Below are 15,016 nucleotides of genomic sequence, written 5' to 3' on the forward strand. Positions count from 1 at the left end.
GTCACATCTTCTAGCCATCTATTCTTTGACTTACTTCCTTATTGGCCGATCTTCGCCTTGTAACGCGCAAGGCGACAATGATCGAAAAGCTCAAAGGTCTGTTTCGACCTGAAACGAAATCTTCCCTGGCCAATCCCTCGGCCGAGTTACTTGCTCTTTTCGGTGCAACCCCAACCGCATCCGGCACAGTTGTCACCGCTGAGAGCGCGATGCGCTGCGCGACGGTTTACGCCAGCGTTAAGGTAATTGCCGAAAGCGTGGCTCAACTTCCGCTTCATCTGTACCGCCGCACCGAAGGCGGCGGGAAGGAACGTGCCGCCGATCATCCGCTTTCTGAACTCCTGCACGATCAGCCGAACGAGTGGACGAGTTCTTTCGAGTTCCGGTTGTTCATGCAGACGGCCCTTTGCCTTCACGGCAACGCCTATGCCTTCATCAACCGGACGAATGGCCGGCTCTTCGAGCTTATCCCTATCCCGTCGTCGTGCGTGACCGTCGAAGTCGATCCGGTGACGATGGAGCCTTCCTATAAGGTTTCGTCTGGTGATGACAGCCAGCGTGTCTATGACCGAACCGAAATCTTCCATCTGAAGACGCTGGGCACTTCACCGCACATCGGCCTTTCGCCCATCTCTCAGATGCGGGAGGCTATCGGCCTGGCGCTGGTGATGGAGGAACACGGCGCGCCTCTTCAGCAATGGGGCGCGGCCGAGTGGCGTTTTCAAATATGGCAAGATGGTTGGACCGGACTTGGCCAAGCGCCTCCGGGAGAGCTTCAACGCCGCTCATGCTGGAGGACCGAACAGCGGCCGGACGCTGATCCTCGAAGACGGCATGGATTTCCAGGCGCTTCAGTTTACGTCCGTGGACCTTCAGTTTCTTGAGCTGCGGCGGCATCAAATTGCGGAGATCGCGCGTGGCTTCCGCATCCCGCTCCATCTGCTGCAAGAGCTTGAGCGCGCCACGCACAACAATGCCGAGAGCATGGGACAACAGTTCCTGTCGCTCACCGTCCTGCCCTGGCTGAAGCTCTGGGAGGGCGCAATCAGCCGCTCGCTTCTGACGGCTGAAGAGCGCCGCGACTACTATGCTGAGTTCCTGGCCGACGACCTGGCGCGGGCCGATCTTGCCGCCCGCTTCGAGGCTTATGCGAAGGCTGTCACGAACGGCATTCTCAACCCGAATGAAGTCAGGACTGCTGAGAACCGCGCGCCTTATCCCGGCGGCGATCAATTCCGCCTGCCGATGAACACCGAAGATCCGAACAAGCCGAAGGACGAGTGATGGAGCACCTCACCCTCGAAGTGAAGTTTGCGACCGGCGATGCCGGGCTTGTCTCCGGCTATGCCTCCCTCTTCGGCCGGCCCGCCGATTACGTGAACGATGTGATCGAGCCGGGAGCCTTTGCGGCGTCCCTGTCGGCTCACGACGTCAGCGGCACCATGCCGTTGATGCTGCGGGAGCACAAAGGCGAGCCAATCGGTGAATGGCTGGAGATCGAGGAAGACGAGATTGGGCTTCGGGTGAAGGGCCGGCTGGACCTCAACACGCCCGGCGGGCGCGAAGTCTATGAGCAAGCGTGTGGGGGCCGAATTGATGGCCTGTCCATCGGATACCGCGCCGTGAAGGCGGATCGCGGACAGGACGGCACCCGCTCACTTCAGGAAATCGAGCTGCACGAGATCAGCCTTGTTCGACGTCCCGCGTCGAGCCGGGCACGTGTGCTGTCGATTAAGTCGGCTCCGGCCAACACTACCGCCGCGAAGGGCGCGGCATCATCCAAGAGGACGACCATGGAAAAGAAGGAAACCGCGCCCGGCGGTAACTCGGGCAATGAGACGGACATCAACGAGCGCGTTGATGGCTTGGCAGAGACGGTTTCGGCCATCGACACCCGCCTGTCGGCGGTGGAAGAAAAGGTTGGTTCCGTAAAGTCCGTTGCTGACAGGATCGAAGCCAAGCTCAACCGTCCCGGCTCCGCCACCGAGACGAAGGCGGCACCGGAGAATGTGGAGGGCAAGGCTTTCACCGTCTTCCTACGTCGCGGCGTCGAGCGCATGGCGGCCGACGAGGTGAAGACCCTCACCGTCGCCAACGATCCTTCGGCTGGCTATCTCGCTCCTGAGACGTTCGGCACCGAGCTCTTCAAGAACATGGTGGAGTTCTCGCCTATCCGGCAATACGCCCGCGTGGTGCAGATCACCGGGCCGGAAATCCGCTACCCGCGCCGCGTCTCCGGCACGACTGCCTATTGGGTGGATGAGATTGAGGACCGCACGGCTTCGGAACCGACCTTCGAGCAAGTGACCCTCACGCCCTGGGAACTGGTAACCTTTACGGAAGTGTCCAACCAGTTGCTTGAGGACAACGCCTATAACTTGGAGCAAGAGCTTCGCCTCGATTACACCGAGAGCTTCGGCAAGAAAGAGAGTGTTGCGTTTGTGAACGGGACTGGCGTGAAGCAGCCGAAAGGCGTCCTGCAGGCTGCGGGCGTTGCCGAGATCAACACCGGTAAGGCTGATGGCTTCGCGGCAACCGATCCGGCTGACGCTCTGGTTCGCATGTACCACGCCCTGCCTACGGCTTACGCCCAGCGCGGCGCGTGGCTCATGAACCGGAATGTCATGGGCACCATGCGTCTCTGGAAGGATGCACAGGGCCGCTACCTCTTGAACGAGCCGATCACCGAAGGGGCACCGATGACGCTTCTCGGCCGGCCGGTCATCGAGGCGGTGGATATGCCTGACGTGGCCGCCAACGCTTTCCCTGTCGACTTTGGCGACTGGTCCGGCTACCGCATCGTGGACCGCATCGGCCTTTCGATCCTCCGCGATCCTTACACCCGCGCCCGGAACGGCATCACGACCTTCCATGCCCGCAAGCGTGTGGGTGGTGACGTGACCCATCCCGACCGCTTCGTGAAGCTGAAGGTGGCGGCCTAACGGCCGCTTCCTCATTCGGAGGGTATCGACATGCGCGACATGCGAAACAGCATCAAAGTGGTCCCTGTGATCGAGCCGGGCGTCTATTCCGGCAAGGCCAACGGCGCGGCCGTGGACACAGCGGGCTATGACTCGCTCACCTTCGCCATCTCCATGGCCGAGGGCGGCAGCTCCAGCGGCTTCGAGCTCGCCATGGAGCACAGTGACAACGGCAAGGAATGGGAGCTTGTCCGGCCTGACAACGTGCTTGGTGAAATCGAGAGCGGTGAACCGTTCGGCTACACCGGCGGCACGACGGGCCAGCGGCGCTATGTGCGTCTTTCCCTCTCCCCGAAGGGCAAGAGCACGAAAGGGACCGGCATTGCCGTGATGGCCATTCTCGGCCATCGGCGCGGAGCTTAGGGCGGCAGTCTTTGAGGCCGATGCGATCAGGCCAACACCGAGAAGTCACCTCCCCGCCGCCCGGCAACGATCTGTTCAGAGAGGTCAAGGTGACGAGATCGCAAGAGGGACCGGGGAGGCGATACCCGGTCCCTCGCATCATTCTGAGAGGACAAGATGAAGCTAACGCTGATCACCCCGCCGGCCGTCGATCCGGTCACACTCGATGAGGTGAAGGATCACCTTCGCATCACGCAAGACTTTGAGGACACCCTACTCACGGACTTCATCCGCACGGCCACACAAAAGCTCGATGGCCGTTATGGTCTGCTTGGCCGCTGCTTGATCAATCAGACTTGGCGCCTGTCGCTCGATCGCTTCAGCCGTGAAATCGTCCTGCCCTTCCCTCCTGTGCAGGCTGTTAACCGGATCTACTACCTCGGCCACGATGGCGAAGAGGTGGACGTGACCGCCACGGATTACCGCGTCTCCGGCCCGTCTGGCTTTGACGGAGCAGCGATCCGCGCGGCGCGCGGACTGGCCTGGCCTGAGACTTACGACACTGAGAGCGCCTTCATCGAGTTCACGGCGGGCTTCGGTGAAACGCCGGCCGATGTGCCTGAGCCGATCCGAACGGCCATCAAAATGCATGTGGGCCACCTCTATGCGAACCGGGAAAGCGTCACTCTCGGCTCCGGTTTCATCACCGAGACGCCGCACGGCTACGAAGACCTGATCCGCGATTATCGACTGTTGGGCTTCTGATCATGCGCGCGGGCATCATGGATCGGCGCATCACGGTTCAGCACTACACGACCGTGGATGATGGATATGGCAACGAGATTCCGACCTGGGCTGATCTGGCAACTGTATGGGCTTCGGTGCAACAGGAAAGCGGCCGGGAGTTCATTCAGGCATCCGCAATCACGCCGGAACGCCGGGTTGTTTTCCGCACCCGCTGGATAGACAGCATCACGACCACGCATCGCGTGATCTATGAGGGACGCCAGCACGACATTCACCAAGTCCGTGAAATCGGACGGCGTGAAGGGCTTGAGCTTCACACGACGGCAACAGGTGCCTAATGCCCTGGTCAGCTCCGAAGCATTGCCCAGCCGGACACCCGCCCTTCCGTGATCGGCGCTGCCCTGTCTGTGCTGCCGCCTCGAAGGCTGCGGCCGATGCCCGTCGTCCCTCTGCCCGCGCACGTGGCTATGACAGCAAGTGGGAACGAGAGAGCAAAGCGTTTCTCGCTCTTCCGCATAACCGCTTCTGTGCCTGCGGCTGCGGACAGGTTGCCGATATGGTCGATCACCGCATTGCTCACAAAGGTGACAAGCTCCTGTTTTGGGACCGCTCCAACTGGCAACCCTACAACCGCCGCTGCAACAGCCGGAAGGCGGTTCGGGAGGAAGGCGCGTTCGGCAACCGGCTCAAGCTCCCCGAGCGTCAGCGCGGAGCTGCATCAAGTGAGATTGGGTTTCACCCGCATTCTCCTGAATGTTCAAAGGAGGCCGGTAGTGCTGAATGATCCAGCTTTCCAGTATGCCGGGTTCGGTGAACGGGATCCAAGCCACACGTGCATTGGCAACGATCCACTCAGACAGTGCGAGTTCACCCTGTCTCTCAAAGGCGAGCTTCCGCCTCACGCCAGTGGTGCGGGCTTGGAGGCCGAGTTCGTTCATCAAAAGGCAGCCAATCGAGCGCCGCAAACTCGAACTTCCAGAAGAGTTGTTGCAGTGGTTCAACAGGCGCTTTCGAAGCCGGGTGGCGATGCCCGTGTAAAGAAACACCATTCCATCTCGGCGGGGCAACTCGTCATGAACAGGGAGCCCAAGCGTGGATGCGAAGAACCATGCATAGATGCCCGGTTCCATGGGAATGGCCTGCTGAAGAGCGCGTATTTCCGCACTGGTCTGCAATGGTCGTTCGTTCAGCAGGTGGTGTGCAATTTGCTCAAGTTCGCTCGACTGCATCCAGCCCTCCCCGATTCGGTGTTCGCGCCACCATACCAAAGGCCAGGGGCATCTTGGAATTTTCGCCTATTCGCCAAGGACCGACGCCCCCATCTTGCGCGCAATCTCTTCGAAAATGGGAGTTTTCTGAAATGAAGGGCCGCAAGCCGAATTTGACCGTCATCGATGGCGGCACGGTTCGGGGCAAATGCCCTTCCGCACCGGCCTGGCTGACCTCACAGGCCAAGGCGGAATGGAAGAGGGCTGCGCCGCAACTGCATGGCCGCAATCTGCTGACCACAGACACGATGGCGACCCTGGAAAGCTATTGCGTCGCGGTGGGGATGGTGCGCGAAGCCGAAGAGATCATGGCCCGTGACGGCCGATTGGTTGAAACCGAGAAAGGCATGTCGCCTCACCCGGCTTTCAAGATGCAAAGCGCCGCAATGCGTGAAGCACGACTACTGGCCGCTGAGCTGGGGCTAACCCCGCACCGTCGCGGCATGAAAAGCAAAGACGAAGGGAAACATGACGATGGCTGGGAGTCCGATCTTCTCGCCTGATCCGGCGCTTTATCCTGATCCGACTGGCAGGGCTGACCGTATCAGCCGCTTTATCCGGCGGCTCAAACTGTGGGAAGGCGACTTTGCCGGACGGCCTTTCCACCTCCACGACTTTCAAGAAGCCATTGTCCGGCGCATTTACGGGCCGAGCACCGACGACAGCGCGCGCCTGGTGCGGATCGCCTGCATTTGGATACCACGTGGCAACGCCAAAACGACGTTGGCCGCTGGGCTTGGCCTGGCTCACTTCCTGGGACCAGAGGCGGAGGCCGGCGGACAGGTTGTCATGGCCGCTGCGGATCGAGAGAACGCTGGCATCGCCTTCAACTCCGCTCACCAGTTAGTTCTGCAGGACGACACCTTATCCTCTCGGGTTCGGGCCATTGAGAGCCGGAAGACTCTTGGCCATCCCAAGACGAAGAGCACCCTGAAGGCTATCTCGAGCGAGGCTTATTCGAAGCACGGCCTGAACGTGTCGTTTTTCCTGGCCGATGAGGTTCACGCCTGGCCGCTGGGTGAGGGCCGGAAGCTCTTCAAAACCGTCACCGACTCCATGGTGAAGCGGTCGCACCCTCTCACGGTGATCATCTCCACGGCCGGCGAAGGGCAAGGCGGCCTTGCCTGGGACTTGTGGCAGTATTCGCACAAAGTGGCGTCTGGCGAGATCGAAGACCCGACCTTTGCACCCATCATCTTCGCGGCTCCGCCTGAAGCGGATTGGCGGGATGAAAGCGCCTGGCGCATGGCAAACCCTGCAATTGCCGCCGGTTTCTGTTCTCTCGAAGAGCTACGCATCAAGGCGCGGCGAATTGAGCACTTCCCGGCCGAGATTGCGGACTTCCGCCGCTTCCACCTCGACCAATGGCAGGAGGGCGCGGCGAGCCCGTGGCTGGCGCTCGAAGTCTATGACGCGGCCGAGCCGATGACGCCGGTTGGGGATCTATCCGGGCGGCCGTGCTGGGTTGGCGTGGACCTGTCGAGCGTGGAAGACCTGACGGCCGTGGTTGCCGTCTTCCCCGATGGCGATGGAGAGGGCCGCCGCTATGACGTGTTGCCGATGTTCTTCCTGCCCGAAGCCGGTTTGGCAAAGAAAGCCGAAAAGGATCAGGCGGACTATCTGCGCTGGAAAGAAGGCGGATTCCTGACCGTGACCGAAGGCAACGTGGTGGACCATTCCGCTATCGTGGACCACGTGGTTGAGCTGGGCACGAAGTATGGGGTTCAGGAAATCGCTATCGACCGCTGGAACTCCACGGCGGTGAACACGGCCCTTCAGGAAGAGGGTTTCACAATCAACCAGTTCGGGCAGGGCTTCGCCAGCATGGCCGCCCCTGTGAAGGAATTGAAGCGGGCGATCCTGTCCGGCCACTTCCGCCACGGCGGTAACCCGCTCCTGCGCATGTGCTTTGGCAATGTGGTTGCCGACAAGGACGCGGCCGAGAACGAGAAGTTCACTAAAGAGCGGGCGCGCGGCCGGATCGATGGAGCCGTTGCTGCCGCTATGGCCGTGGGCCGCATCCTGGCGAACGAAACCGGGCCATCACCCTATGAGACACAACGGCCTGAAGGCTTCCTGTTCATTTAGCAGAGTTTTGATCCGCCTTGGTGCTCGCCTGGATTTTGTCGAACAGCACCAGATCCTTGTTAATCTGCCCGTCGTTGGTACGATCATAGTGGTTGAAGCCGTGTTCCCTTCTGAACCGTCCAAGCATTTCGCACCAATCAGCACTGATGGCCAGCACCTTCTCAGTCGTGACTTTTAGTGATTCGGGGGTAAAGAAAGAATTCTCCGGGCCCAAATCGACATTAACGAACTCCATGATATTGCCATGGCAGATGTTGTTGCGGAGACGGACAATCTCCACATCGATTTTGTTGGGTTTTTCAGAGCTTAGATGCTCGAAAAATTTCTCTTCGTCATTGAACGCCAAGTATTTTACTGGCATTCCCACTTCATGAGCCTGCAAAATAAGCTTGTTGCTCAAGACTCGATATGGAGAAATATCACGAATGTCTTGCTCAGGCTTCTTATCGAGGAGATGGAGCGTCACTCTCAGTGTCGCCTCAATGCCGTTCAGTAGGGACGACAATGCTGGCACGTAGAGCTCATTGACGTAGGCATCGTGGCCCTGAACAAAAAACCAATGCTGTTCGGCCGCGCAGAGGCTCTCAAAGAATAGGTTCCGAATGTCGTGAAACCGAGAATAACGAACATTTTGTCGCGTGATGTAGTCAAAATCAGCCATTTGCGAATCCCCCAGAAAGCACCGCGCATCTCACCAGTTGGTGACTATGTGGTGACACCAGCCTGGGCGGCACGGATCATGTTTTGCCTAACTTATTGGAAATTATGGCGCACCCGACACGATTCGAACGTGTGACCTTTGCCTTCGGAGGGCAACGCTCTATCCAGCTGAGCTACGGGTGCGTGGGGCCTTGGGCCTGACCTCTTCCCTACCCGATTAGGGGTCTCAGGGCAAGCTTTCACCGGCGAATGAGAGAACCTCCGAAGATCAAAGGTCACACGTTCAAACCGGGTCGGGTGCGCCATGAGCGGGAAGGAACAGCCAAGCTACTCCTTGGAAACCTATGGAAACTCCATCGGTCACAAGAGCACCCTAAGGGGATTCTGGAGACCTCTCAAGCCCTCTCGCTGCCCTAGTTCAGGGGGCCCCTGATGTCCATTGTGACGGAATTTGTGACAAGGCCCGGCATCTGGACGGCCTAGGACCTGTGTCCTGTAAACAACAATCCAATTGTCTAAGTTGTAACCTGCCACCTTGGGTGGTGCAGAGTCTTGCCAAGCTTAATAGCCCCTGATTTAGTCCCGCCAAAGCTCTCGAAGTTTAGGACTGGGGCAATCTGTGTACTTCCTGCAAAAAGCGGTTATTAGTGGTTTTTGGGGCAGCAAGAAAGTAGAAATCGACTTCGACCAAGAAGTTAACTTTCTGATTGGAAAGAACGGATGCGGAAAGACCACATTCATCAATATGATTGCCGCAGCTCTGCGACTTGATCTTGAAATACTTGAGAATACGCAATTCAAACAGATCCATCTCATACTTCACGATCCAGAACAAAAATGCATCGGCGATGTTATCGTTGATAAAACTACTAAAAGCAGCGATCTTTTTTCTTCAATGAAGTATCGTGTCAGGCGCAAGCGCTCTGATCGATATCAAACACTTATCTTTGATGAAGCCGTCGATTATGGAAGAACCGCAAGCGGCAGGGTATCTACTAGGCGGAAGCTCATTCTTAATAACTCGGCAATTTCTACAACGCTTGGCGAGATGACAAGAACCTCATGGCTCTCAATTCATCGAGCAACTCTTGGCAGACGTTTTGAAGATGCAGAGGGCATTGATTCTTCTGTCGATAAGAAAGTGACTGAACTCGCACAGTCTTTTGCTAATTACTTTTCTTCTCTGGATACAACTGCCCGGAGAGAGATGCAGAGCTTCCAAGAGTTCGTGTTCTTGCAGCTTCTGTTCGATGGAAAAATTCCAAATGTCTTCTCATCACAAAAGTTGGACGTTCATGAAGAATCTTCTATGCTACGGAAGATCTTCAATGAGTTTCAATTAACTCAGCAGAAATTTATATCTAAGGTGGATAGGCATTTTGGTTCGGTGTCTAAGGCACTAACGAAAATTTCTACAGGTGAGCAAATTGAGATTGGTGACTATCTAGCGCTAGCGCATAACCAGCGAATTCATGACCTAGTGATCGAGTGGAAAGAAACCCAAAAAAGGATATCTTCGGTATATTCGCCAAAGAATGAATTTCTCACAATAATGAACAGCGAATACACAAATAAAGAACTAATAATAAGCAACCGCAATGAGCCGGTAGTGCGCACAGACGAAGGTCACATGTTTAGACCTACAGTCATGTCTTCTGGTGAAAAGCAACTTTTTATTCTCTTGGGTGAAGTCCTTCTTCAAGAAGGTCGCCCTTACATTTTTATCGCTGACGAGCCGGAGTTATCCCTGCATGTAGAGTGGCAGTCATCTCTTGTGACTAACATGAGGAAGCTTAACCCAAACATTCAGATCATTTTTGCCACTCATAGCCCGGATATTGTTTCGGTATACGAGAAGAACATCATCAAAATGGAAGAGCATGTCTGATGACGTTCAGCCGCTCTAACCTTGGCATTGCTAACCAGAAGCACTTCTTTAACGTCGATATCATCGTCTACACTGAAGGTGGAGATGAGGAAAGACAAGAGGATGTTGATGATCCAGGCCCTACCTATGATAGCCTAGTATGGCGATCTGCCTGGGGATGCTTCAGAAAAGACCTGAAAGCCAAATTCCGCCCTGTTGGAAGCAAGACAACTGCGCTTGAGTATGCAAGAAAGCTCGAAAGAAAAGAAATTCGCAATATAGCTGTGTGCCTAGACAGGGACTACAGCGACTATTACGCAGACAAAATACCAGATCAGAATGTTCTCTATACTTATGGATACAGTTGGGAGAATGACGTGATCACCCTTGATGGGCTTGCTTCAATGACTCTTCTACTTGCAAGAGTTACAGAGCATGACGAGGTCATACCGGATCTTGAGAGAATAATGGAGCGTTTCGAGCGCATTGGCCGGATTGTCGGATCAATTGATGTTCCGCTCCAAGCCGAGGGCTTGCCGCTACAACCTAAGAAAAAGGTTGGGCTACTCCTAAAGGCAAATCAGAACATTGAGCCTTGTTTCTGCCGAAAGCAGATAGCCAAACGTACAAACGAGATACGCAAAATCCGGAAAAGCCGTTTGGCTGAAACGCCTGTTCTAGGCGTAGAGTTTAATTTTTGGAGGAACTACCACGGCAAGACCCTGGTAGAGATCGTCCGTCGAATTGTTAACTTCGTTGCCCGCAAGAATGGCAGAGTGGGTAAACTCGACGGGAACAGCTTTGAACTATTTCTCATCAGAGAGTTCGACAAGCGATGCAAGGTGTTGGCGGATAACATTGTGCAGCACTACAAGGATAGCTTGAACGCAGTTCAGATAGCTTAAGCTAGAAGATCCCGCCCGCTGCATAGCGCTTTCGCCTTTTAGGCGACATCTGTTTCGCTGTGTCTAATTGCATCTTTTGACTTCTGAAGAGCGTATGTGTTATTAAAGAACATCGCTCGAAACAAGTGCGATACGGAGCCTGTAGGGCTGACACAGCTCACTCCTCCTGCTCGTGAATGTAAGGCGTTCGGAGCAGGTCTCCAAGGTTCCTTTCAGCATCCCTACAAAAGCGGACACGTCTGAATCCTTCGGCTTCAGCGATCACGTTCGCTCGTCGCTTCTTATCAGCTGCACTTGTTGCAGGGGGCTGATGAAGCTCGCCCATACGACTGTTCGGCCAAAGCTACGTGCCCCTGCACGGTGACCGCTCGTTTTGTACCCACAGCAGACGTCTAAATACTACGAACCCACATGACAGGTTCCCAACTTCTATGGAGGTCCATTGGAAAACAAGAAACTGACTAAGACGATAAAATGTCGCCTGAGTGAAGAGCATCTGACTCGGCTCAAGCATCAAGCAAAACAAGGAGGAACTACGATTTCCAATCTGATCCGAGGGATCATCTACAAAGAGAAAGTATGAGTACATTCAATAATGACAATGCGGGAACAACTCGCAAGAACCGAATAACCGAAGCCTTCCAGGCCGCCGTTCTCCACTATCAGCATCTAACTCTTAAAGCGGAGGAAAAGCTTGATCTCTGTCAGGCCTCCGAGATGGCTTACGAGTGCGAAGCCGCATTGGAGCTTTTCCAAAACCGGCAGATCCAGGAAGGACCAGAGCTTCGTCACTTGCTCGAAGCGTACAGGTCATCCCTCATCGAGAGGGGCTTCCATTTCCAGGCGCTCAAAGTGCGCCAACTGATCGGCTCTGAAGCCCAATAAGCAAAAAAATGGCTCCATCCCATGCCGGAGATGGAGCCACACTAGGACAACGCCACATATGTATATTCACTATTTATCCGCCCTTGCAGGCGCAGGGAAAACCCGTGCCATGCTGGAAGAGGCACATACGCTCGCACTTAACGGCGAAAACGTACTCTTTCTGCAACCGACAAAGGATCTCTGCAATCAGAGCGTCAAGGATCTGGCAGGCTTAACCCTTGTCGCACATCAGCTCATCCATGGAGATACCGTCAAAGGACCAGTTGGTGAGCTATCGAAGATGTCGGCCAAAGGATTCTCCTCTGGAGGCATCGTTTTCTCCACCCACGAGGCCTTCGTCCGCACGAAGTTCTTCGCCGAGAAGATCCCTTGGACACTGTTTATCGATGAAGAGATCAATCCTCTTGTTTCTTTTCGGGGATTGGTGTCCCAAATCCATCATCACATAACAAAGTATGTCAACCTTCAGGCAATGGATGGGACCTACATTAGGGCATTCGTTACCAACGATACGCACCTGCGAGCCTTAGCGGAAGGGCGCATTGGCGATGACGCCGTAACTGAAAAGCTAGGCCCTCTCGCCAATTGCCTTCTATCCAATCATTGGGACACCTTCTTCCACGAGGAACAATTTCGGAAGCTCGTTGGCGGGTCCGGAAGGGCAATAACGGCCTTTTCGATCCTGAAGCCATCTCTGGTGAAGAACTTCAAATCAGTGACGATGGCGGGAGCGTTCTTTGAAGAGACGCTCCTCTACAAATTATGGTCAAAGCAGTGTGTGAAGTTCGTAAAGTCGCCTCTTCGGTTGCGGTATTCTCAGCACGACAACAGTGACCTAATCACTATCTATGATGCCATTGATGATGATTGGTCATCCACGCTCCGAAAGAAAGAGAATAACCGGATCTTCAATGAGATTGTGAAGGCCATCAAGAAAGAGACGCAAGGCGGGAAGGACCTGCTTTGGGCGGCTAATGAATGTGTTCCAGACACGCTATTCCAAGCAGAGAATCGGCTCCCGCACTCACCTCATGGATTGAATAGCTTCCAGCACTTCGATGACGTAGCCTTCCTGTCTGCCCGTCTACCAACGCCTGCACAGTTCAAGTTCCTTGAGGAGCAAGGAATCACCTCCGAGGAGGTGCGCACCTGGAGCTACTACCATTCCATCTATCAGGCAGTGCTCCGTGGCTCTATCCGTAATCCGAAGAACCTCAACCAGAAGAAGGTCTTTGTTGCCGACAAAGGAGCGAGAGATTGGCTCCTCAAGAAGCCTTTTCCGAACGCAAAGCATGTTCGTCTGAATGTTGATGTCGGGTGTGCTCCCCTGAAAGGGAAACCAGGACGAGAGAAGTTATACGCTTCAGGGTCAGCAAGGGTAGCCGCATGGAGGGAAAAGAATTGGCTGAAAGAGATAGAAGCTGAGAAAGCAAATTGCCCTGGATTGGTCCCTTCTCACATAGAAATTGCAAAGAACGAATGTAACGAAAACACCCTATTAGGAGAAAACGTTACACTGCAATTCTTCTGTTCCGTGTGGCCCAAAGTCGACTCAAACAAGCTGATCGGGAACGTCTTCTACAATAATGAAAGAGAATTCATTGAGCAGCTTCGATCGTGGCACAAGCAGTCTTATGCCGAGAAGGAGGATAACAGGCTGCTTTCCCCCTGCCTCTTCGCTCCACCCTACTATCCCAATCAGCGCCGAAGGCTGGTTGATGTAGCATACGCAAGAGGCATCTTTCTCGATGTTGAGGATGGGGATCTAACACTTGAGGATTTCGCAAGAATCAACCCTGCCCTGACCTTCTACGGCTGGAACAGCTTCAGATCGACGAAGGAGAAGCCACGATTTCGCATCTATATCCCCACAAGCACGATCATCAGAAGTGCCGATGATTACGAGACAATCGCCAAGGAGATAGTTGCGACCGTCATAGATGCCGGTTTTACATATAAGAAGCAAAATCGACGCTTCCCTAATCGTAAGGCCCACGGCATTGATGGAAGCAAGCTCAACGCTGCTTCTCTCTTCTTTCGTCCCTGTCAGGCAAAAGATCCAAAGGCGAGTTTCTTTGAGATTTTTGAAGATGGTGGCCGTAAGCCGCTAGATCCGGAGGAGTGGCTGGATAAGGCAAGGGAACGGGAAACGAGACATCCTAAGCCCGTTCAACCGCTCATCAACCTTCGATCGTCTGTAGATCAGGCTATGGTAACAGCGGCAAGGCGGCATTGGAGAAGCGTCTGTCACATTGAGAAACAAGGCAACACAGAGTTCTTCAAGTTGGGGTTGAAGCTCGCTTCTGCTGGTATGAACGAGGAGCAAATCCGAGAAGTACTGAATGAAGAATGGCCCTATGCACGTCACCCACATGAGCGTCGGAGCGGGGTGGAATGGGTCATCCGCTCTCTTAGGAGGTACGGACACTTACAAGCCCGAATAACCGAGGATGCTTGAGTGACATTCGGGCGGTTCGCTATTGGTGAGCCGCCCATCTCGAACGCTGTTCAGTACATCATCACGGCAAGGTACACACTGTAGACCGTCTGGTAAGTGATGTCGTCTCGCCCCTGGGCTTTCAGGTTATCAGTGACTGCCTGTAGAGCCGCTTGAATCTCTTCGTCTCGACGCTCGTCAAATCGGTGGAGGATCCTTTTCTCGATTAGTCTCTCGGTTTCTCTATCAAGATCCAAATCCGTACTTTCCTTTCTTCACTGAGGTTCAATTCGATCGCTATCGTACGACATACCTGCCCTCCGTCAATCAAGTGCTTTTAAGGGAAGGCATTCCGACCATGCTCGTTTCTTTCAGTCGTTCACGCTGAGATCCTTATTAGGGAAGTCGAGGCGTCCGTAGAAAAGCACCTCCTCTACAGGAGTTGCGCTCCATGGCTGCCCCATTGAGCGGAGTTGTATGTCTGTGGTCTTCACCCCGCTCCAATAAGCCTGTGAGCAGTTGAAAATGGCTTCGTCGTCCAGCGAATGCCCAAGACGCATGAAATCTATCCAAGATGCATCATGGGTTGAAAACTTGTATGGCCCAATTGTAATGCCCCTTTTCAACACCCTTCCAGATACGTGCTCAGGATGGGTCGATTGGTATGCATGGGCAGCATCTCTACTGGTGAGTAGGTAGAGGGCATGAAGTCTCGACGGGTATTCTCGGAAACCGTGGTATCGTTGGATCTCCAAATTATACTCTACCCGATAGTGGCCAATGACCCCATTGTGAAATGGAGAGATCGATGTCGGTTGAGGATTAGGGTTGGGAAT

At 54.7% G+C, this 15,016-nt stretch carries 12 protein-coding genes, 1 tRNA gene and 1 pseudogene; 11 read left to right on the forward strand and 3 right to left on the reverse strand.

Going from position 1 to position 15,016, the window contains the following annotated elements:
- The first annotated feature begins 209 nt into the window (after positions 1-209).
- The 5 genes and pseudogenes from C4E04_RS21525 to C4E04_RS19130 all read left to right on the forward strand — a co-directional run bounded on the left by C4E04_RS21525 (position 210) and on the right by C4E04_RS19130 (position 4,408).
- Positions 210-1,284: pseudogene (locus C4E04_RS21525) on the forward strand (phage portal protein).
- Complete coding sequence (locus C4E04_RS19115; RefSeq protein ID WP_109600037.1) at positions 1,284-2,942, forward strand: phage major capsid protein; 1,659 nt, start codon at positions 1,284-1,286, stop codon at positions 2,940-2,942. Before C4E04_RS21525 ends, C4E04_RS19115 begins: the two are co-directional and overlap by 1 nt.
- A 30-nt stretch (positions 2,943-2,972) precedes the next feature.
- Positions 2,973-3,344: a hypothetical protein gene (locus tag C4E04_RS19120; RefSeq protein ID WP_109600039.1), complete on the forward strand. Its 372-nt coding sequence runs from the start codon at positions 2,973-2,975 to the stop codon at positions 3,342-3,344.
- Between the two features lie 156 nt (positions 3,345-3,500).
- A complete protein-coding gene (locus tag C4E04_RS19125) occupies positions 3,501-4,088 on the forward strand; it encodes a head-tail connector protein (RefSeq protein WP_109600041.1) in 588 nt (195 codons plus the stop codon).
- A gap of 2 nt (positions 4,089-4,090) precedes the next feature.
- Complete coding sequence (locus C4E04_RS19130) at positions 4,091-4,408, forward strand: phage head closure protein (RefSeq protein WP_109600043.1); 318 nt, start codon at positions 4,091-4,093, stop codon at positions 4,406-4,408.
- A gap of 348 nt (positions 4,409-4,756) precedes the next feature.
- Here C4E04_RS19130 and C4E04_RS21025 read toward each other — a convergent pair whose 3' ends face one another.
- Positions 4,757-5,299 (reverse strand): GIY-YIG nuclease family protein, encoded by a 543-nt coding sequence (locus tag C4E04_RS21025; RefSeq protein WP_162559474.1) that lies wholly within the window; start codon positions 5,297-5,299, stop codon positions 4,757-4,759.
- Positions 5,300-5,430: 131 nt separating this feature from the next.
- On the opposite strand from C4E04_RS21025, the gene C4E04_RS19140 reads away from it, so the two are divergent.
- Both C4E04_RS19140 and C4E04_RS19145 read left to right on the forward strand, forming a co-directional pair.
- Positions 5,431-5,841 carry a phage terminase small subunit P27 family gene (locus tag C4E04_RS19140; protein ID WP_109600045.1) on the forward strand — a complete coding sequence of 137 codons (411 nt, stop codon included), beginning with the start codon at positions 5,431-5,433 and terminating at the stop codon, positions 5,839-5,841.
- Positions 5,813-7,426: a terminase large subunit gene (locus tag C4E04_RS19145; RefSeq protein WP_162559475.1), complete on the forward strand. Its 1,614-nt coding sequence runs from the start codon at positions 5,813-5,815 to the stop codon at positions 7,424-7,426. The genes C4E04_RS19140 and C4E04_RS19145 overlap by 29 nt, the downstream gene beginning before the upstream one ends.
- Here C4E04_RS19145 and C4E04_RS19150 read toward each other — a convergent pair.
- Positions 7,419-8,087 (reverse strand): hypothetical protein, encoded by a 669-nt coding sequence (locus C4E04_RS19150; RefSeq protein WP_109600049.1) that lies wholly within the window; start codon positions 8,085-8,087, stop codon positions 7,419-7,421. The two genes, C4E04_RS19145 and C4E04_RS19150, sit on opposite strands and share 8 nt — an antisense overlap.
- Positions 8,088-8,192: 105 nt before the next feature.
- Positions 8,193-8,269 (reverse strand) — tRNA-Arg (locus tag C4E04_RS19155).
- A gap of 436 nt (positions 8,270-8,705) precedes the next feature.
- On the opposite strand from C4E04_RS19155, the gene C4E04_RS19160 reads away from it, so the two are divergent.
- The 4 genes from C4E04_RS19160 to C4E04_RS19175 all read left to right on the forward strand — a co-directional run bounded on the left by C4E04_RS19160 (position 8,706) and on the right by C4E04_RS19175 (position 14,201).
- Positions 8,706-9,974: an AAA family ATPase gene (locus tag C4E04_RS19160; protein ID WP_162559476.1), complete on the forward strand. Its 1,269-nt coding sequence runs from the start codon at positions 8,706-8,708 to the stop codon at positions 9,972-9,974.
- Positions 9,974-10,858: a DUF4435 domain-containing protein gene (locus tag C4E04_RS19165; protein WP_109600053.1), complete on the forward strand. Its 885-nt coding sequence runs from the start codon at positions 9,974-9,976 to the stop codon at positions 10,856-10,858. The genes C4E04_RS19160 and C4E04_RS19165 overlap by 1 nt, the downstream gene beginning before the upstream one ends.
- A 579-nt stretch (positions 10,859-11,437) precedes the next feature.
- Positions 11,438-11,743: a hypothetical protein gene (locus tag C4E04_RS19170; RefSeq protein ID WP_109600055.1), complete on the forward strand. Its 306-nt coding sequence runs from the start codon at positions 11,438-11,440 to the stop codon at positions 11,741-11,743.
- Between the two features lie 58 nt (positions 11,744-11,801).
- On the forward strand, positions 11,802-14,201 hold the full coding sequence (locus C4E04_RS19175; protein ID WP_162559477.1) for a hypothetical protein: 2,400 nt from the start codon (positions 11,802-11,804) through the stop codon (positions 14,199-14,201).
- Positions 14,202-15,016 lie beyond the last annotated feature (815 nt).

Source organism: Microvirga sp. 17 mud 1-3 (genome assembly GCF_003151255.1).
In the GTDB taxonomy this organism is placed as follows: domain Bacteria; phylum Pseudomonadota; class Alphaproteobacteria; order Rhizobiales; family Beijerinckiaceae; genus Microvirga.